19 protein-coding genes are annotated in these 21,097 nt (G+C 35.3%); 10 read left to right on the forward strand and 9 right to left on the reverse strand.

Annotation, left to right across the window (positions count from 1 at the left end; translation table 11 throughout):
• Positions 1-148: 148 nt before the first annotated feature.
• The 10 genes from BM183_RS15195 to BM183_RS15235 all read left to right on the forward strand — a co-directional run bounded on the left by BM183_RS15195 (position 149) and on the right by BM183_RS15235 (position 11,470).
• A complete protein-coding gene (locus BM183_RS15195) occupies positions 149-649 on the forward strand; it encodes an RNA polymerase sigma factor (RefSeq protein WP_091687724.1) in 501 nt (166 codons plus the stop codon).
• Positions 650-683: 34 nt separating this feature from the next.
• The gene (rsiV, locus tag BM183_RS15200; protein WP_091687725.1) at positions 684-1,556 is read left to right on the forward strand and encodes an anti-sigma-V factor RsiV; all 873 of its coding nucleotides are present in this window, start codon (positions 684-686) and stop codon (positions 1,554-1,556) included.
• An 881-nt stretch (positions 1,557-2,437) separates the two neighbouring features.
• Positions 2,438-3,139 carry an ABC transporter permease subunit gene (locus BM183_RS15205; RefSeq protein ID WP_242961021.1) on the forward strand — a complete coding sequence of 234 codons (702 nt, stop codon included), beginning with the start codon at positions 2,438-2,440 and terminating at the stop codon, positions 3,137-3,139.
• Between the two features lie 13 nt (positions 3,140-3,152).
• The gene (locus tag BM183_RS15210; RefSeq protein ID WP_091687727.1) at positions 3,153-4,091 is read left to right on the forward strand and encodes a carbohydrate ABC transporter permease; all 939 of its coding nucleotides are present in this window, start codon (positions 3,153-3,155) and stop codon (positions 4,089-4,091) included.
• A gap of 58 nt (positions 4,092-4,149) precedes the next feature.
• Positions 4,150-5,787, forward strand: a complete 1,638-nt coding sequence (locus BM183_RS15215; protein WP_091687728.1) for an ABC transporter substrate-binding protein — start codon at positions 4,150-4,152, stop codon at positions 5,785-5,787.
• Between the two features lie 104 nt (positions 5,788-5,891).
• Entirely contained in the window at positions 5,892-8,009 is a 2,118-nt protein-coding gene (locus tag BM183_RS15220) for a methyl-accepting chemotaxis protein (protein WP_091687729.1), read from the forward strand.
• A 423-nt stretch (positions 8,010-8,432) separates the two neighbouring features.
• Positions 8,433-8,594: a hypothetical protein gene (locus BM183_RS20780; protein WP_170848036.1), complete on the forward strand. Its 162-nt coding sequence runs from the start codon at positions 8,433-8,435 to the stop codon at positions 8,592-8,594.
• 108 nt (positions 8,595-8,702) lie between these two features.
• A complete protein-coding gene (ccpM, locus tag BM183_RS15225; protein WP_091687730.1) occupies positions 8,703-10,091 on the forward strand; it encodes a Cys-rich peptide radical SAM maturase CcpM in 1,389 nt (462 codons plus the stop codon).
• Between the two features lie 2 nt (positions 10,092-10,093).
• Complete coding sequence (locus BM183_RS15230) at positions 10,094-11,203, forward strand: TIGR04066 family peptide maturation system protein (protein ID WP_091687731.1); 1,110 nt, start codon at positions 10,094-10,096, stop codon at positions 11,201-11,203.
• An 18-nt stretch (positions 11,204-11,221) separates the two neighbouring features.
• Positions 11,222-11,470 carry a hypothetical protein gene (locus tag BM183_RS15235; protein WP_091687732.1) on the forward strand — a complete coding sequence of 83 codons (249 nt, stop codon included), beginning with the start codon at positions 11,222-11,224 and terminating at the stop codon, positions 11,468-11,470.
• 193 nt (positions 11,471-11,663) lie between these two features.
• Here BM183_RS15235 and BM183_RS15240 read toward each other — a convergent pair whose 3' ends face one another.
• The 9 genes from BM183_RS15240 to BM183_RS15280 form a co-directional block, all read right to left on the reverse strand.
• Positions 11,664-13,373: an ABC transporter ATP-binding protein gene (locus BM183_RS15240; RefSeq protein WP_091687733.1), complete on the reverse strand. Its 1,710-nt coding sequence runs from the start codon at positions 13,371-13,373 to the stop codon at positions 11,664-11,666.
• On the reverse strand, positions 13,366-14,820 hold the full coding sequence (locus BM183_RS15245; RefSeq protein ID WP_170848037.1) for a S8 family serine peptidase: 1,455 nt from the start codon (positions 14,818-14,820) through the stop codon (positions 13,366-13,368). The genes BM183_RS15240 and BM183_RS15245 overlap by 8 nt, the downstream gene beginning before the upstream one ends.
• A 604-nt stretch (positions 14,821-15,424) precedes the next feature.
• Positions 15,425-16,471, reverse strand: coding sequence for a MupG family TIM beta-alpha barrel fold protein (locus BM183_RS15250; RefSeq protein ID WP_091687735.1), 1,047 nt, complete (start codon positions 16,469-16,471; stop codon positions 15,425-15,427).
• A complete protein-coding gene (gene murQ, locus BM183_RS15255) occupies positions 16,468-17,373 on the reverse strand; it encodes an N-acetylmuramic acid 6-phosphate etherase (RefSeq protein WP_091687736.1) in 906 nt (301 codons plus the stop codon). The genes BM183_RS15250 and murQ overlap by 4 nt, the downstream gene beginning before the upstream one ends.
• A 1-nt stretch (position 17,374) precedes the next feature.
• Positions 17,375-17,716, reverse strand: coding sequence for a PTS sugar transporter subunit IIA (locus BM183_RS15260; protein ID WP_334292872.1), 342 nt, complete (start codon positions 17,714-17,716; stop codon positions 17,375-17,377).
• Positions 17,717-18,019, reverse strand: a complete 303-nt coding sequence (locus BM183_RS15265; protein ID WP_091687737.1) for a PTS sugar transporter subunit IIB — start codon at positions 18,017-18,019, stop codon at positions 17,717-17,719.
• A 26-nt stretch (positions 18,020-18,045) separates the two neighbouring features.
• Positions 18,046-18,720, reverse strand: a complete 675-nt coding sequence (locus BM183_RS15270) for a PIG-L deacetylase family protein (protein WP_091687738.1) — start codon at positions 18,718-18,720, stop codon at positions 18,046-18,048.
• Positions 18,721-18,732: 12 nt separating this feature from the next.
• A complete protein-coding gene (locus tag BM183_RS15275; protein WP_091687739.1) occupies positions 18,733-19,677 on the reverse strand; it encodes a GNAT family N-acetyltransferase in 945 nt (314 codons plus the stop codon).
• The gene (locus tag BM183_RS15280) at positions 19,677-21,020 is read right to left on the reverse strand and encodes a PTS sugar transporter subunit IIC (protein ID WP_091687740.1); all 1,344 of its coding nucleotides are present in this window, start codon (positions 21,018-21,020) and stop codon (positions 19,677-19,679) included. The genes BM183_RS15275 and BM183_RS15280 overlap by 1 nt, the downstream gene beginning before the upstream one ends.
• Between the last annotated feature and the right edge of the window lie 77 nt (positions 21,021-21,097).

Genomic DNA, 21,097 nt, shown 5'->3' on the forward strand with positions numbered 1-21,097 from the left:
ATTTTTAAATAATGATAATATTTTATAATTTCGCTAAAACTATTTCTATGTTTACACCGTCTTATTATTAGAATAAGATAAAGCATGCAATTCTTATTTATAAATGATTTAATTATTTCATCCGGGATTGTGCAAGAAGGGAATTAGTATGAAACCAAAGATTAACCAAAATATTGTAGAGAATTTTTTGATAGAGAATAGAGAAGCTTATTATCGATTAGCTTATAGTTATGTACATAACAAGGACGATGCTCTTGATATTGTGCAGGATGCAATCTGTAAAGCATTAGGCTCTTCTAAAAGTTTAAATGATCCTACCGCTATAAAGTCCTGGTTTTACCGCATTGTGGTAAATACATCCCTTGATTTTATCCGGAAGAATAAAAGATTGGTATATGTAGAAGATGAGGACTTAGAAGTGCTAGGACCAAGCAAAAGCGATCAATATGAGGATTTTGACCTTCAGCAAGCCCTTGAAAAACTTCCAACCATGAGCAAAACAATTATAACCTTACGTTTTTTTGAAGACATGACCTTTGAAGAAATTGCTCAAATATTGGATCAAAATATTAATACTGTCAAAACAAGGTTTTACACATCCATCCGAAAGCTTCGAATTGAGTTGGACGATATAGCAGAGTTTCATTAAATTCCCTAACCCGAAGAAAGAAAAGAGGTTGAATATGAAAAAACTTTATGATTTAAAAAATGATTATCTTAAAGTACAAATACCTGATGAATTAGAATTTCTAGTTAAAAAATCAATTATGAAAAAGGAGAAAAATATGAAACGAAAGAGAAAATTTTTAACTTGTACAGCATCTGTGGCAGCTGCAGCTGCAGTTTTTGTGGGAACAATTAATATTAGCCCTGTTGCAGCTCAGGCTATGTCAAATGTTCCTGTTCTTAAGGATTTGGTTAAGGTGGTAACCTTCCGTGAATATCATTATGAGGACGACAGCCATGAACTGGACATTAAAGTTCCCCAAATTAATGGATTAGAAAATAGTGAGCTGGAAGACATACTAAATGATAATTATATTAAAGAAAATGAACAGCTTTATAAAGAATTCATGGAGCAAATCGGCAATGAAGACAATTTAAATGAAAAGTATTTTGCACTTTACACAGACTATGAAGTAAAAACAAATACAGACAACTTATTGGTTGTAGCTAATCACAAAACAGAAATTGCTGCCTCCGGTTATGAAACCGTGCATTATAACAATATTGATAAACAGAATAAACTTTTAATTACACTTCCAAGCTTATTCAAAGATGACAGCTACATTGAATTGATTAGTGAAAATATTAAATCTCAGATGAAAGAACAAATGAAAGCAGACGAAGATAAGTCATATTTCTTAGAGAATGATATGACGGACAGCTTTACTTCTATTAAAGAAGATCAGAACTTTTATATCAATTCTGATGGCAAACTGATAATCTCCTTTGATGAGTATGAAGTTGCACCTGGATATATGGGTATTGTAGAATTTACTATTCCAACGAATGTACTACAGGATGTACTGGAAAGTAATTATTATATTAAATAATACAGAAGAACTTTGCAGAATGATCCGCTCTTTGTTAAGTAGATGTGGAAAAATAGAGAACATAAAAATATCTCCGGCCATGTTTATGTGGTTGGAGATATTTTTATGCTGCTCTATTTTTTAATATTATCTAAATGGTTCATTTAATTTAATTTTTTCGGTAACGAGCTTTTAATTCATTTCTGCAATTACTAGTGTAGGAGTACCAGTTGAACCTATAATCAGAATAGGATTGAACAGTAATTTCCTCATTTTAAATTCCAAAAGATAAGCGTTTTTATTTGCGAACTTTCTGAAATTATTTAAAAGACCTTTATATATCATCAACATCTCTTGTCACCTTTCTCTCTTTGATTTATTACAAATGTTTTAATTAACAAGGAGCTATTGCAAAAGGATTATTCATCTGTTTGGCAATAGCTCCTTCTGTTCAAAAAAATTAATTTATAGCAAGATAACAACACTATGCAAAAAATAACAAATTCGTTTCATGACTTTTTACCAAATAACAAGTAAAATGAATATGGAAAAACAACAAAAAAACTAGTGCGGAATATAGTTTAATTGGGCGATTTTCATATATTTGGCGCTGAGCTTTTTAAGGGAGGAGTAATAATATGTCTAATTCGATGGTGTCTGCAAAGTCACCTTCAAAGGGTTTAGCGAAAAGAAAAAAAACAATTGTCTTATTAAGTATGCTTGCTCCAGGAGCAATTTGGCTTGTTCTGTTGCGGTACCTACCGATGTTCGGTATTGTAATTGCATTTCAGAAATTTACAATTTACACAAAAGCTCCAACTCTACTTAACAATATTATACATAGCAAATGGGTAGGCTTTAAAAACTTCGAGTTTTTGTTTGCCACCTCGGACTCTTGGAATATGATCAGGAACACAGTTGGTTATAATGCTTTGTGGATTGTGCTTGGAACTGTTATTGCAGTAGCTTTTGCGATTATGTTAAGCTTGATAACCAAAAAATTTGTAGCAAAAACCTATCAGACCCTGATGTTCTTTCCTTACTTTCTAAGCTGGGTTGTTGCAAGCTATTTCTTAATGGCTTTTTTGGATCCCACATACGGTCTTATCTCTCACCTTCAGAAGCAGGCGGGAATGGAGGTAACCCAATGGTATTTCATTAATAAGCCATGGCCCATCATTCTGACGATTGCTTATCTTTGGAAAAATATCGGCTATTCGACGGTTCTGTATCTGGCCGCCATAACCGGTATCGACAGCTCCCAGTATGAAGCAGCAAGTATTGATGGAGCAAGTAAATGGCAACAGATCCGATATATAACAATTCCTCATTTAAAACCTATGATTATCATCCTGTTTATCATGAGCGTAGGACGCATTATTAACTCGGACTTTGGCTTGTTTTATCAGGTACCTAAAAACTCCGGACCTCTGTTCCCTACCACACAGGTTATGGATACATATGTATATCGCGCATTTATGGCTACTAATAATCCTGGTATGAGTACGGCAGCCAGTCTGTTGCAGAATGTAGTTGGTTTCTTCTGTGTCTTAACTGCTAACTCAATCGTACGTAAAATAGATGAAGAAAGCAGTTTGTTCTAGGAGGAGGAGAATTATGAAATCTGATACCGTAAAATTTGTTTTGGCAAAGCGTAAGTCTAGAATGAATTCCATTGGCCTACCTGCTGAGGTTGTAATTAATATTATACTTGGTCTTTTTTGTTTGCTTTGCGTTGTTCCGTTTATATTTGTTGTAATCATTTCCTTTAGTGCCGAAGATAGTATACGAGAAATTGGCTACTCCTTTAGGCCGATTAAGTGGTCACTAGAAGCCTATAAATTCGCATTCACTTCGAACAAAGGAATTTGGCGTTCCTACTTTAATAGCTTTTTTATTACTATTTTGGGTACGGCACTAAGTGTTCTAATTTGTGTATTATATTCTTATCCACTATTCCGAAAGGATTTTAAGTATCGCAAATTCTTTACCTTCTTCTGTTTCTTTACCATGTTGTTTGGAGGAGGATTAGTACCAACCTATTATGTGAGTAAGAATATCTTGGGCTTAAACGATAATTATGCGGCGTTAATTGTACCTGCGTTATTTAATCCATTTAATATCATTGTTATGCGTACGTTTTTTCAAAGTTCAGTGCCCACGGAGCTGATTGAAGCTGCTGCAATTGATGGCAGCGGAGAATATAACACCTTGTTTAAAATAATCGTTCCGATTGCAAAACCTGGTATTGCTACCATTGCTTTACTGAATGCACTGGCATACTGGAATGAATGGTATCTGGCCATGCTGTATATCCGAACCGAAGAGCTTTATCCTCTGCAGTATCTGCTAATGAGATCGCAGCAAAATATTGACTTTTTAACAAGGAATGCCACCATGCTGGGTTCAGAGATTGCAAAAATCGTAAATGACTTACCGCAGCAAAATTTACGAATGGCGCTTGCTGTACTGATTGTAGTTCCGATTGCATTCGCCTATCCATTTTTCCAAAGATTTATCATATCGGGTCTTACGGTAGGATCAGTAAAAGGGTAAGAACGGCTTTTTTAAAAAGTCGCTTACATAATATAATATTTTTAGGGAGGGTTATAAAATGAAGAAAAAAGTACTATCAATTGTCCTGACAATCATGACGCTGACCGTACTACTTACTGGCTGTGGCAAAACAAAAGACAAAGAAACGACAGACACAAAAACTTCAAGCAATAACGTAACTGATACACCGAGCACGGATGGTAAGGATCCGGCACAAACAGAAGAAGCAAATATCGATATATCGGAGCCGGTTACATTAACTTGGTTTCTCAATGGAAATAGTGTTTCCGATGATAAGGCCGTATTGGAAAAAGCTAACGAATACCTGAAGGAGAAATTGAATGTAACCTTGAAGCCAATCTGGGGCACCTGGGGTAATTTCGAAGACAACGTAGTGCTCTCCATTAGTGGTGGGGATGACGTGGATATTTATTTCACCAGCTCATGGACTCAGAATGAATACAATAAATACGCTAAAGATGGTGCTTGGCTTCGCCTGGATAGAGAAGACAATAACCTGATTGAAAAATATGCTCCCGACGCATGGAACATGCTTCCTGATATTTTGAAAAACAGTGCTAAAGTTCCTGGATCTGATGGAGAAGGTGTATATGCACTTCCAGGATTTAAGGATTATGCTACCCAGAACTGCTGGGATGTGAATGTAACATTGTTAGAGAAATATGGCTATACCATTGATGATATTAGGAATACAGATTATTATGGTTTTGAAGAGATCCTTAAGAAAGTGAAAGAAGGAGAAGGAAAAGACTTCTATCCACTTTTAGTTGAGGGTATGGTACTTGAAAGAATGGTAAATAATTCGATTATGGTTACTGGTGACTCCCAAGCTTGTAATATGCTTTCTTACTATATCAATCCTACAGATGTATCAAAAGAGGGTAGTTATGGCAATAAGATATTTGGTAAGTTTGAGACACCTGAATATAAGAAATTTGTTGAAAAGACTCGTGAATATTATTTAGCTGGATATATTGATCCTCAAATGGCTATTGCTGACCAGGCAAATGATGCTCGTACTGCAGCTCAGGATGCAGGAAAATATCTCATAGGAACACAAAGCTATTCTCTTGGATATGAAACTCAGGCAAGTGCACGACGTGGAATTGAAGTACAGATGGTTCCTTGCACACCTGCTTATGTTGATACCACAGCTTCCCAAGGTGCTATGATGGCTATATCAGCAACTAGCAAAAATCCTGAAAGAGCTCTCATGTTCCTTAACCTGCTAAATACCGATCCAGAACTTATGACTTTATTAAACTTTGGTATAGAAGGTACTCATTATGAGGTGGTGAATGGTGGCGAAGTTAAATTTATAACAGAGGCTCGTGGCACCTATCAGCCTTGGACCAATGGTATGGGTAATGTTACCATTCTTCCTCCACAGGAAGGTCAGGGACTTAATTTCTATGATACTTTTAAGGAATATTATGCATCAGCAACTGCAATTCCAATTAACGGATTTGTTTTTGATCAATCAAATGTTGAAACGGAAATGGCTGCGTTAGCCAACGTAGGTGGAGAATACGCTCTTGCGCTTAATACTGGTGCTATTGATCCTGCAACAAAATTACCTGAATTTATACAGAAACTAAAAGACAATGGAATTGATAAAGTAGTAGATGAGGCAAGTACTCAATTAGAAAAGTTCCTCGAGGAAAAAAATAAATAATAACCATTGATATAATCTAAAAAAGACGTGTCGTATATTAACTAGAATTTTAATATCCGGCACGTTTTTATTAAGGAATCTAAAGAGAAACGGGAGGACATAGAATGCGTGAGGGGCTAAAGAATTCTAAGTACATAGATCCATCGGATAAAAATTGTGATGGGGATAATAGAAAAAATGAGAAAAACATCAGTAAAATTAGTAAGTATTTCTTTTCAATACGTTTTAAACTAATTGCATCTTTTCTGGTGCCCATCGCATTCATTATATTATTAGGTATAGTTTCCTTTCGGGTGGCAGCTGACAGCATCGTCCGTAATTATGAAATTGCAACCCTTCAATCCATTGATATGGCTAGTGAGTATCTGCGTTTTGGCTTAGAATCAGCAGAAAATACTGGGGTCCAGTATATGCAAGACGATACCGTTACTAAACATTTTTTAAATCTATATAGTAGTGATGCATTAGAATATAGGAATAGAGAAGACAGAATAATAAATCAATTAAAAACGAAAAAAAATACGGATGAATTTATCGAGAATATTTATATCATATCGGATAAAGTCTCATCAATAGCAACGGTACCCAATCTCCAAAGTAATTTATATGAAGGCTTTACTAAGACCGACCTCGGTGCTTACTTGAAGACGAATAGAATGAGGCATAAGTGGATTGGGAGGAATGAATATCTGGATAGTAAGCTTGGAAGCTCCGACGACCGTTATCCTTTGCGTTATGTTCGTAATTTTACATCCGCAGAGGCTCTAATGGTGATTGATATCAGTAAGGATACTGTGGATAAAATCCTTGAGAATCTTAAGATTGACCAGACTGGCTTTGTTGGGGTTGTTACTGAAGACGGGCGAGAAATCACATTAAATAATAGTGAAGAGAAGTTATTCTATGGAGAAGCCTTCTACCAGACGGCTGTAACTGCTAAGGAGGAAACAGGGGCAGAATACGTTGATTATCGGGGACAGGATTATTTGTTCATGTATTCCAAGATAGGGAATACCGGTATCATTATCTGTTCACTAATACCGGAAAAAACAATTACCAGTCAGGCAAATAATATTAAGTGGATTACCTATGCAATTGTAACCCTTGCATGTATTATAGCTGGTTTAACCTGCTTTGGAATATCAATCGGTATCGATAAGACGATTAAGGAAATTATCATTGGACTTAAAAAAGCAGCAAAAGGTGATCTTACAGTCTGCTTCCATTCCAGAAGCAAGGATGAGTTTCAAATTTTGATTAATGAAATACAGAATACCTTCCTGAATATGAAATCTTTAATTATGCAGGCGAAGGAATTAAGCCGTGAGGTATCAAACTCCTCCGTTGATGTGACAAAAGCCTCTGGAATGTTTTTCAAATCTACAGAGGATATTACATCAGCCATGCTTGAGATTGAACAGGGTATCTCCCAGCAGGCAAAGGAATCAGAACAATGCTTAACCCAGATGGATCAGTTATCTCAAAAAATTGGGTTAGTAAGCAATAATACCAGGGAAATTGCAGAGATTGCAGATAAAACGATACATAATACAAAGGACGGAGCCGTTGTAACAGAACACTTGAATCAACAGACTAAGACCACCATTGAGATTACTACAGATATCATTAATAAGATTGAAAAATTAGCAGAAAAATCCTCTACCATAAGCAATATTGTGAATGTAATTAATGAGATTGCAGACCAAACAAATCTGCTATCTTTAAATGCTTCCATTGAGGCGGCTCGTGCAGGAAGCTATGGAAGGGGCTTTTCAGTAGTCGCTAATGAAATAAGGAAGCTGGCAGAACAATCCCAAAAATCGGTGAATGATATTAAGGATATCATAAGCAGTATACAGGATGATACGAAAAACGCGGTACAAATTACTCTGGAAGCAGAAAAAGCATTAAAATTACAGGATGGAGCTGTAAAAAATACGATGGAATCATTTCATAATATCTCTGTCAGCGTTGAGGATCTGATGACTTATTTAAATCATATCACTGATAATGTAGGAAACATGGAAGATGCAAGAATTAGCACTACGGAAGCCATAGAGAATATCTCGTCAGTAATGGAAGAAATCGCAGCTTCAACAAATACGGTGAATCAGAGCTCCAACTTACAGTTATCATCAGTGGAAACTTTGAATAAGTCAGCAAGTAACTTAAAGGAGAATGCGAAACATCTGGTAGATGCAGTGTGTAAGTTTCAAATATAATTATAATCCTGCTGAAAAACACAAAAACTCAGTACATCATTTACCATGAAATTTACATTTTTTGATATACTCCATCAATATCCCTTAGAAATCACTTAAAAGCGTATGTCAGACATAAAATGTGTACGTTAGACATAAAGGCTATACATTTAAAATGCAGTTAATACCATTATCACAGCGTTAATACTAGTTCAATTTAATATTAGTCAGATACATTATCTGATACCAATAATTCTTCAATATATATATTTTTCAACAAATTTCAAAAGATGAAAGCGCGCAGTTGAATTTGTTGTGAAAATAGAACCTGTGATTGTAAATGAAGATTAGTCTTGCTATCTTAAACTTGAAAATTCAGTCTTCGTAATGAATGTATATTTTACAATCATCTCAAAAATAATTCAAACGAAAGGGGATTGTAAAATGAATAAGCCAAAAAAATTAAACAAAAATAACAATGTTTCAAAAAGCGGTCTCACTTCATATGCATGTACTACTTACTGCCAGTGCGATAAAAGCTGTTACGGCGGAAGCAGTGCAGGAATGCAGGTAAATACAATAGGTTCTACTGTTAGAGAATGGTAATCTGCAATCAGGCAGATGAAAGCGCCTAGTGTAACATAACTTGGGGATAAGGATATTTGATTATATAAGTATCCTTATCCCCTATAATACATAGCAGGAGGAAATCATATGAACCCTATTTATAAAACTTTTTCGACACTAAGCGGATTCTATGTTTATGATAGAAGTACGAACTCTATTATTAACATTGAAAGAAATGAATTTGATTTACTAAACAAAAATGATAATCAAACAATTATACAATTTAAGAAAAAAGGTTATATGAAAGATAATAGTATTGAGCGGATTAGGCACCTTAGTACGGATTATCTTAAACATTACCTTCATAATAATATAGAACAACTTACTATACAGCTAACACAGAATTGTAATCTGCGATGCAGTTATTGCCCTTATATGGGTGGGTATGATAATCGAAAGTATTCCAATAAAATAATCTCCATTGAAACAATCCGGAAAGGAATTGATTTTCTATTCGCCCATTCACAAAATTCAAAACAGATTGCAATCGGTTTTTACGGCGGTGAGCCATTATTGGAAATGCCTTTACTTAAAGAAGCCGTAGAATACATAGAGGAAGTAAAGGAAGGCCGGGAGGTTGTCCTTACTTTGACGACAAATGGAACTTTACTGACTGATGATAATGTGGAATTCTTTATGAAAAAAAGTTTTCAAATTCTTATAAGTCTTGATGGTGCTAAAGAATACCATAATGCCAACCGGGTGTTTCCTAATGGTGAAGGATCTTTCGATGTTATTATGAAAAAACTCAGACATATAAAGGAGAAATATCCAACATTCTTTTCCAAGTTAACAATTAATTCTGTTATCAGTACTAATAATGATTTATCTTGTAGCAATGATTTTTTTAACGCAGACGAAGTTTTGGAACAACTCGTTGTAAATATGACTACGTTAAGTGAACATAATTCCAAAGATTCCATACTTTATGATGATAGCTTTAAAATAATCAACGACTTTGAAACATGTAAAGCATATCTATATATGATAGGGAAAATCTCACAGCGTCATGTATCAAAGCTATATAAGTCAAGTATAGGGCAAGTGAATAGCATATATAAAACATTGGAACCCCATGAAATAAAAGAAAAAGAAACCCATCCCGGTGGCCCATGCCTACCTGGTGTTTCCCGCCTTTTTATGGATGTCGACGGTAACTTTTACCCATGCGAGCGGGTCAGTGAATCATCAGAGATTATGAGAATCGGTCATATAGATTCGGGAATTGACATTGTGAAAGCAAAATATCTACTAAATGTGGGAGCCATTACGGAGCAGGAATGCATAAACTGCTTTGCCTTTAATTTCTGTAAAGCCTGCTGCTCTAGTGCCGACGGTAATACGGAACTGTCGAGAGAGAAGAAACTCGCCAATTGTAACAATATCAAATATTCAGCATTAACAGATATGAAGTTAATAACAATGCTCAAAAAATTTAACTATAACTTTGAAGAATCAGCATATGAGGAAAAATAAATATGGATAAAAATTTGATGATATATCCTTTTAATAAACGGGTTAGTGCAATTGCCAGGTACGCTCAATTGTTGAAAGGTTACATATTAACAGCGGCCGTATCCCCTAAAAACTACGGTTATGATGGTAAAGATGTTTCCTACATAGATGGCGGAGAATTTGTCGGTATCACAATCACTTCCTCATTTCGAGAAGGGCTTGAACAATGTGACTGTATTTTATTTTCTGCCAGTACTTTTCTTATGGATATGAACTACTACGAAGAAAAAATTCAAGAGGCTGGTAATTGCGGTAAAGAGATATGGATTACAAAAGAATTGGTCAAGGACTTTATTAATGCTCAAAAAAGTATCCCTACAGGTGTCAAAGTGCTTGGAAGTAATCCTGATCAGCTAAGGGTATCATATAATGATACAAATACTATACAAGAAATCAACGTTCCAATTTTATCACTCTTTCAGGTCGGAGAGTTTTGTCATGGCTTTGACACCCAGCTATTGATGGCAGAACGATTTGAAAAAGAAGGATATCGGGTGAGTAAGGTCAGTTCCAATACACTTGGGGCATTATTCAACGTTCATATGGTGCCAGACTATATCTATGACCCCCATATGCCTTACGAAGATAAAATTGTCAGCTTCAATCATTTTCTTAATTCTATTGTAGAAGATAATCAACCCGATATTCTCTTGTTGGAAGTCGAGGAAGCAATCCTTCCATACAATAACAGAATTACGAATCACTTTGGAGTCATTCCAACAATTATTTCAAAATCAGCTCAGGCAGATGTTAGTATATTGAGCCTTTATTATAGTGACTATGACAAAGAATATCTTGACCGCTTGAGGACTTTTTGCAGGTATGCATTAAATGCAGAAGTAAATTATATCAACATGACAAACGAAACCATGTTTGTTAAGGAAATTAATTACACAGACCCTCTCCATTATGTATCCGTGGATCGGGATATATTGCTTAATTCCATCGGTTCTAATTTTAAGGACTATGATTGCATGTTCTTCCATACCTATGATTTAGTCAGTGTGGATGCTGTATATCGTGATATCCTGTGCAAACTTTCACAAAATGAAGACGTTGTTATAACAGGCTAACGGGGGAGGTAACTGATTATGATGGATAAAGAACTAGTTATAGAAGAATTAAAAAGAATACTGTATAATTTATTACAGATAACCGTTGCTGATGGTGATGTCAATTTATTCAGCAGTAATATCAATATTTCTCCAGTAAATATGGTTTATCTGCTATTGGAATTAGAAAAAAAATTTGCCATTACCATAGATGACCGTTTCATGGATGAACTTCCCAATATAACCATTAATCATTTAGCAGATGCAATCTGTATATGTTCCAAGTAAATATATCACGAATTATAATATATAAGTGAGAAATCTGAAACCGCCTTTTACTCATTGAAACAAGGGCCATAACACCAGAAATGAGTTTTCGTTTACCGGAATACCAAAGGGTTCTAAAGATGACCACAGATGGGGAAGGCAATGAATGAAATAAGGCATTGCCCCGCATCAATGCGGGGTAATTCATTGTTTATCATCTATTTAACAAATCTACCATCTCGGAAAAATCCTGATTACCATTATATAACTCCTCATAGGTTCCACTTACAAGTCCTTCAGTACCTAACAAAATAATCTGATCCACTTCTTTTAATACTTCTTGCTTATGTGTAACCACAATAACCGTTTTTTCCTTTAGCCTGCTATGAAGCAAATTATTAATCTGCATTTCAGAATACACATCCGTATTGGAAGTTGCTTCATCAAAAATGATAATTGACTTATCATGGAGCAACGCACGTGCCATTGCAATCTTTTGCTTTTGTCCTCCTGACAATAGGGAACCATTTTGCCCTACCGAATAATCTAAAGACACTTCATCTATGAAATCTTTTAATCCGCTATCAATCACAGCCTGCATTATTTCTTCTTCGCTTTTCTTTTTATACAGGCAGATATTATTACGGATTGTATTATCAAATAAATATACTTGCTGGCTAACCACCGATATCATTTCCCGATATTCGGATAATGCAAAAGATAGAACATCTTCCTCATTTAATAAAATTTTCCCCTGGTCAGGCTCATACATCCGTGTAATCAATCCGATTATAGTCGATTTTCCTGTCCCATTTTTACCGATTAATGCTGTCTTGCTCCCTTTCTCAAATCTTATGTACATATTTTTCAGGATTGGCTTATCAAGTACATAAGAAAAACTGACATCCCGCAGTTTTATTGTTCCAAATACAGGATGGGTCAAAGGGTTGCCTCTTTCCTCTTCTTCCTGTAAATCCATAAATTCGTAATAGCGCTTTGTGGAAGGAATAATGCCAGATAGCATATATCCAATATTTAATATTCCTGAAATGGGTGCGGTCACATAAGTGCTATAGGTAATAAAGGCAAAAACACTTCCCACTGACAGCTTAAAATCAAATACTAAATTAGCTCCCAGGATATACAATACCATAATCAGAAGTTGGATCATAAGGGTATCCATTGAAGCATTCCATACCCCAAGCAAGTTTATCTTTTTCTTTTGTATAATGACTTTCTTTTGTTTGTCTTCAAATTCCTGCTTTTTCCCATCTGCAATATTAAATAGCTTGATTTCATGGACACCACCCACAGTATCCCCAAACCACTTTGCGTACTTCTGAGCATCCTCAATATATTGATCTGCATACAACTTTCTCCTCCGAGCAAGATATTTCATGAGTAAATATTTGCATGGAATATAAATGAGTACTAGTAAAGTCATCTTATAGTTGATAATAAAAAGACCAATGATACCTCCAGTGATGCTAAAAACCTGGGTAACAATAAAAAAAGCCGCCCCATCGGTAATAGATACCATATACGCAATATCCGTATTTAAATTATTGAAAATTTCTGTATAGTTTTTCCCGGTAAAATAATTTGCTTTTATCTTTATTAAATGTTGAAAGGCTTTCTCTGATAGAGAGTATTCTAGTTTAGCCGAAATATCTATCCTTTTTTTCTCTTTTAGTAAATCAATTGCCGCATTAACGATAGGTAGAATAGCTGATATCATAACCAACTTAATCAATAATTCTTTATCCCCTCCAATAAATCCATAATCCATGATACTCCTACTTAACAAAGGGATACATAAATTAAGCCCAGTAGAAATAATTAGGCAACCGAAAATAAAATAAATTATTCTTTTATATTCTTTCAAAAGACTAACCAATTTTTTAACTGCATCTTTATTACTCATTTATATTTCCCCCTAGTATTTCTTTTATCTTCTGAAATATTATTTGTATAGACTCAAAACCTACCTCTTGAAGCAGGATTTGTTCTGTGATAATATCTTCACAGAAAAACGAAACCTGATAATTGTACTCCTGCTTTTCAAATATAACCCGTAAATCAGCCTTTTCCTGTAATCGCTCTGAGTGCGGCATAATATCTGGAGATAGACCAAGCAGCAATGCGACGTTCTGCTTACAATAAGTCTGCCGATAAAAAAAATAATCGAGAGCTGATTCATATTCCTCTTTCAATGCTTCCTCTGGTATATACTCCAAGCCATATAATACGCTTTCCACATGAAAACTAACTGTATATACATGGTAGTTGTCCTGGTAAAAACTTCTTTTTAGTTCGGAAAGAAAAAACATCTCATCCATGTATCCGTCCCATTCACATAAAATAGTTGGAATATTGAGTTCCGTTACTTCTTCATCATTTCTACTATCCAGAATATATTTCATTTTATTTTGGGAACTCCAGAAAAATCTATCCGTAATTGGTTGTTTCACTATCTGGTTACCCAAATAAACAATATTCTTATTGTAAAAGTTTCCTTCCTTTATTTGAGATAAATCATCAATGATAACAGTATCAATTAGATGCATTTTTTCTCCTGTCATTCCTTCCACTGTGTTAAAATAATACTTCGCCCTACTTTTAATCTTTGAAGTTTTGACCAAGGCTGTATGAATCCAGTCCGGTTCATAATATTGTGGGAGAAAAAATATTCCATAGTTCTTTGCAATAGGTTGTAAATTTTTTATGACTTCATGTATATTAACAGATGATATATTGGTACATATTCTGCTTATTAGTGCCGTAATGTATGGTGCAGCATAGCTATTGCTTTGCTGTATAATAATTTTCTCTTCTCGAATCATAAGTTCCTGTTTTACTGGTGCAAGCACATTAATTCCAAGATTCCCCTTGTACGTGAATCTGTTATATTTCTTGCTATCTGTTGCTACTCCAATTACATTGGAAAGAGAGGCCGGATAAGAAACATATTCACTGTTTGAATTCGCTGCAATGACAAGTAATCCCTGCATTGCGTACTGATTGATTAGCTTTTGTATCGGCTCTTTGTCTTCAAAGTATGTTGACCCAAGACTTAAGTTTATAATTTGAATTTGATGCTGCAGACACCACTCCATTGCTGGATGTAGTTTAGATAGTAAGCCCTTCCCATTTTCATTTAAAACTTTAACACTGCTTAAAATACTTTCAGGAAAATATTTTTCAATAATCATTGCACAGATAGTCCCATGCATAAAACTCACCTGCTCCATGTTATCATTATCAAAGAAACATTCTCCTTCATTCGACACTAAAATCTTATGTTCCAATGGACTTTTCAAAAGCGATTCATTTACACCATTATCAATAATGGCAATTTTAATGTTTTTCAAACTATCACCTACTCCCCCTATATCAACAACCTTCTTTAATATAATATTAAAATTCTAAGCGTTTATATTTTTTGATCGAGATACCGATTTTTGTCCTGTAATATGCTTTTTATTATTCATAATGTTCATGTCCTTCCCCTGATGTAAACTCCCAGATATAGTAAGATATAGAATATTCTTTCATAATTTCCTTTATTAGGTCTAATAGTGACAACATCTCATCTTTGTTATTCACATGCTGCAATTCGTAAAATCATACTCTTCCCCCTCCACATTATTATACCTATTTAACTTCAATACTTCTACTAAATTTTACTATTTTATGCGATTCTTGTTTGCTGCATTGTTATACTTATATATAGTCTTCTAGGGTTCCGTAATAGAAATTATTAGTCTGATCCAAGAGAAAACACACCGCCTTATAAATTGTGTACACGACGAAATAAAGCCTAGGCATTTTTTCAAATACTCCTAGGCTTATTTTTTGTTCATAAAAAGGATAAGATAAAATGTTAGGATTATTAATTACGACCATTTTGAAAAGTAAAGCAGATGGACAGATAGCAATTGCTTCTTAAACATTTTATAAATTTATCCCATTCTCTTATTCAGCTTTTAATTTGATACCCATTCCATTCTTAATATATGGAAGATACTTTAAATATTCCAAATCCACATGACCAATTACATTTACTCTATCATCCTGAGGTAAATCATGCCTTGCTATTTCCACTTCTCCCTCATATCTTAGATATTTGCTATTGGAAATGCAAATGCTGCCTTTTTTACGTTCAATACAATTTTCCGGATTAATTTTATCTTTTATTATACGTGATTCCACAGAACGGAAAACGAAGCTGCTGGAATCAATACGATCGTGATGAATCATGCTGCAAATGTTCTGATATTTTTTATCTAACGCTGCTTTTATCTCAACCATATCCTGATTCAACAACTCTATACTTTTCCATGCTTCCTCTGATACATCAACGTCTCCAACCATAACCATATCACATTTTCCATCAAAATGCATTTCAAGCATATTTAACGTAATATCATTCTTATTAAAGCGATGTGCCTCCACTGTAGGTAATCCTGCAAACAATGGCCCTCTCATTGTCATATTCCCTGGTACAAATGCCATGGTCTGAAAGCCTTCCATTTTTAAGCTTTTATTTATCTCACGTACTCTTTCAATGGAAAGCCCAGTATATTCCTTTGGATAATAATTATGGCAGGCAATGAATCTTGACAAATCTGCTTTGGCAGTTTTCCAATCTTGTATATCTTTTGCCGTAATCGTGGAAGCATTCAATACTATTTGAAAAGTCTCTGACAGCTTTGCTATTTCTATCGGTGAATATCCATAATCCAATCTTATTGATGTAATTCCCCAAGCTTTTAATTCTTCTATTGTATTGCAGGACAGTTTTTTTACTGTCTCAGGACTGGCATCCGCAATCAGCTGTATTCCATACTCTTTGCATTTTCCCAAAAGTTTTTTGGTCTCTTTTTCGTAATCATCAACATTTTCTTCCGGAATTTGCAAAGAGGTGAATGCATAAGAAACTTTCGCGGTTTTTGCTTTTTTTAAGATTTCTATATTTTTCTCCAGGTTTGTGCCTAAATATATGGAAATTCCTATCTTCACTTTTTACTCTCCCTTATTGCCTTACGAATACTTCCATGGGTTGATTTTAATATCTCTTTTGCTTCATTGGCAGGCTTATCCAATATAAACATAGTTATTGCTAATTTTGCACTTCCATCTGCTTCCTCTAATAACCGCCTGGCAGTTTCTCTGTCAGATGATGTTGCACTCATCACAATATTTTCTGTCCTGACTGCTAATTTCTCATTAGTATTTTGCAGATCCACCATCAAGTTTTCATATACTTTTCCGATTTTAACCATACTTCCGGTAGAAATCATATTCAGAATCATTTTTTGCGCGGTTCCTGCTTTTAATCTTGTGGAACCGGTCAATATCTCCGGACCAGTAACAGGCTCTATGGATATATCCGCCTCTTTTCCTATTACGGAATCCTTATTACATGCTATAGCGGCTGTTTTGCACCCTATACTTGATGCATATTTTAATCCATATAATACATAGGGAGTTCTGCCGCTTGCAGACAATCCGATTACCATATCTCTTCCTGTTAATTCCAGTTTCTTCAATTCCTGCTCCGCAAGTATTTTACTGTCTTCTGCTCCTTCTACTGCATGAAAAAGTGCTTCTTTTCCCCCTGCTATAATACCGGTTACCAATTCCTGGGATACCCCAAAGGTTGGCGGACATTCACTGGCATCTAGTACACCCAAGCGTCCTGATGTTCCGGCACCAATATAAATCAGTCGTCCTCGTTGTTCCAGTGTTTCTGCAGCCATATCAATCGTATCTGCAATCTGGGGTATAACACTTCGAACAGCCTTTACCACATTTTCATCCTCTTTATTTGCAACCAGGGCAATTTCCATAGAACTCATATTATCCAGATTCATCGTATCCCTGTTTCTTTTTTCTGTTGTATATGTAGCTAAGTTTATCATTTTATGCCTTTCCGATTATGCTTTTTTCCTTTAAAATTTTATATAATTCTATAAATTCCTCTGCCAAAATTCCAAATGCTTCTGCACTCATCAATTGATCTTCTGCATGCATTAGAAGCATTTGACAATTTTCTATATCCAACTCACCGGATGCAGATTTCTGTATTAATTCCATATGAGTATGATGCCCTTCTTTAAATTGGTCTTTTCCGAACTCTACCAATTCCATTGATTTATCAAAATCCCCATATCTGGCCTGTTCAATTGCTTCAATATAACTGCTTCTGGCACTTCCTACATAAGTAATAATCTGAAACAGCATAGTTTCTAAGTTTTCCATCACCTATTCCTCCATACTCCGTCTTGCCTGTGCCAATGCACCTTTGCCATCAATCATTCCATATACCCGCATGTCTATCGCTTCAATTATTTTTTCAGGATATTCATTTTTCAGCTTATTAGACATATATTTGACCTGTGGACCTAATAAAACAATGTCCGCTTTAGGAATTACACTGGGCGCATCTGCTATGGGATATGCATTTATTTCACATTCATAATTATCCGCTTTTGCAGCATCTCTCATATGTGATACCAGAAGGCTCGTTGACATTCCTGCCACACATATTAAAACGATTTTTTTCATATTATTTACCTGCCTTTCTTTTTTCTCTACTCGTTATCAATTAAAGCACCATGCATATATGCTTTTACAAAACCATGACTCCCTGCCTCAATGGCTCTTACGGTTCCCATGGAATGATAATAATTATAATATGGAACATCATTAACCTTACCTTTAAAAATTTTATAGTTCTGTAATCCCTCAAACCAGGTCTTCATCTTCTGTTCACTCATCCTTACATATACGGTAGGAGTAAATCCAATCAGGTCTTCGCAATTCTCTCCATAATATATTTGTATTGGACTTCCTTCATCACGAAGTATTCTTACCGCTTGTGTTACTGCCTCATAAGTATAATAGTGTCTGGGATGTAATGTTCCCCGGGCATGGGTTATTACACAGTCTACTTTTTCTCTCTTCAGATATTCCAGTATTATATTGGTAAATTCCTCCACCGCCGGTAATTCCGCGGATATGTAATTCATACTAAAGCTATCACATCCCATGGCAGCAGCCGCACTTTTAATCTCATCGTTTAATGCATCCTCATATGCCTTCTTCTCTTCCTCAGTTGCAGTTAAATCTGTAAGGCGTCCCTTCGTCACATGTACAAATGTACAGGTAGCTCCCTGCTCAGCATATTTTATTAGCATTGGTCCGCCCATAAGTTCCGCATCTAATGGATGTGCACCAATGGATACGATTCTATTGTATTTTGCCATTCAATATTCCTCCTATATATTTTTTCGGTAGAGTTGATATGTCCTATACACACTCATTCCATGGCGTTCATAGAACCTCATTGCAGCGCCATGAGTCCATAAAAAGTATGCGTAATAAATTCCTCTTTTTTGCATTTCTCTCATCTGTAAATCAAATAAAATACCTCCGATTCCTTTTGAGCGAACGGACTCTTTTACCCCAATAGGGCCAAATCTGGCATCATTGCCATCAATTTTTCGCATGCAATACCCAATTACCTGATCTTCCTTATCTGTTGCAATTAAAATAGTATCTTCTGCTTCTCCATTACGGATTGCTTGTAAAATGTTCCTAACCCAGCCGGCATCAAACTCCCTTTCAACAAATGCCAATAGTTTTTCCATATATAATTGCGAATATGTATTGAAACTTATTCCTTCTTCCTTTAACTGTTCTATCATATCCTGTGTTTTTTGCGGAATACTATAGGAAAACAAGTCTTTTTGCATACTTACAGCATCCATTCCTTTTACATAACCATTTTGTTCAAAAAAAGCCAACGCTTTTTCATACTTTAGATCAACTCCCGGTGTAAAATAATTTGGACTGTAAGCACATAGTGTAATTTCTTTTACCTGCTCTTTCTTAAGACGTTTTTCCACTTCATTTAGTAACGCCTTTCCATATCCTCTTCCCTGATACTCTGTTCGGACAAACATAATGCTGATCCAACCTCTATTTTCCTCAAGACCTCGTGTTAAATATGGATATCTTCTTTTAATTCCAAGACAAAATCCTGCAACCTTATCCTCTACCAATAAAACAAGTGCAAAATCAGGATTAAAATTTTCATCCATTAAAACCTGTTGCAAAAATCTTTCTTCACTAATCGGATCAAAAATTAATGTTTCATTCCAGCCAGTAATGAGCTGTTCCATATATTTCTGTTTGAATGATTCTATTCGATATTTTTCCATTATTTTTCCCTGCCTAATTCTGCTTCGTATTGTTCTTCTTCTTTTAAAACCTGTTTTTCCATTACTTTGAAAAATGGAAGAAACATGAAGAAGATGATAGCAATATTCATTAAAGTAATAATTGGTGCTATAATATTAAACCCACTGCCAATAAAGGATGCCAATGGAGTAGGCATAGTCCATACAGTCATGGCAACAACAGGTGGCGTGATTCCTATTACTCCAAGGATCACATTGAAAACATAAAGCCCTGCGAATCCAAGTACCCATGGCACAAACATAAGAGGGTTCAACACAATTGGCAGTCCATACATAACAGGTTCGGCTATATTAAAAATAGTTCCTGGAAGTGATAGCTTTCCTAATACTTTAAAACGTTTTACCTTACTCATAGTACAAAGAAGTGCTATCGGAAATACGGAACATCTTACATAAAAATTAATCCATTGTTCCGTAAACATATATGGTATTTCCTGATGTGCAGCAAAGGCATTAATATTATCTGTTATCATTGTAGTCCAGACCGGCTGCATAACAGAAGAAACAATATTGGATCCATGTAATCCCACAAACCAGAGTACCCTATCCAAAACAAAACCAATACCCTGTGCAATGGGTCCACTTCCTCCTACTACCAGATATGCGGTAGCCTTATTTAATATACTCAGGAAATCAAAATCGCCTAGACCCTGTCCTATCAAAGTACACAATATAATAACCGCGCAAACGGGAATCATACTGGTAAATGCTGATGCTATCATTGGTGGTACTGCTTCCGGCATCTTAATCGTGATCTTTCTTCCGATAAGGAGTCTGTAAATTTCTACTGCAAAAATACTAATCAATAATCCTCCAAATAAACTGGGGGATCCTAATATATATGCCGGCCAGTCAAAATTCGCGCTAAGTTGCGAAAAATCAATAAAGCAAAGAAATGCTATCACAGCCACAACTGACGATGCTATTGCAGTAACATTGGAATCTTTCTTGTTATAATGATCACCAAGGAAGTAACCATTCAACATAGCTGCAATCATTGCCAACAGATTAATAGTCACAAAAACAATCTGGACCAGCCATGGCCTGCATGGAGTAATCACACTATCAATAGCTTTAGCAACACCAGGCATATTTAATCCGGTTTCCGCAGCAAACAACCCGCTAAGATTTAAAATAAGGGTTGCAGTAGCACCTAATACCATATAAGGCATCAATGTTATAAAAGTCCTCTGTAATGCTTCGAGATACCGTACCTGTGACAGCCTTAACAGGGGCGGTGCTATCTTTTGCTCAATAAAATCTGTACTTCTTTCCAATACTGTTTTTTTTGCTTGTGTTTCCATAATAGAATACCTTACCCTTTCTAACTTCTCTCTTTATTCTGTTTTACACATTATACAATAATTTTTATCTCATTTCA

Origin of the sequence: Anaerocolumna aminovalerica (assembly GCF_900115365.1) — a bacterium.
Lineage (GTDB): Bacteria > Bacillota > Clostridia > Lachnospirales > Lachnospiraceae > Anaerocolumna > Anaerocolumna aminovalerica.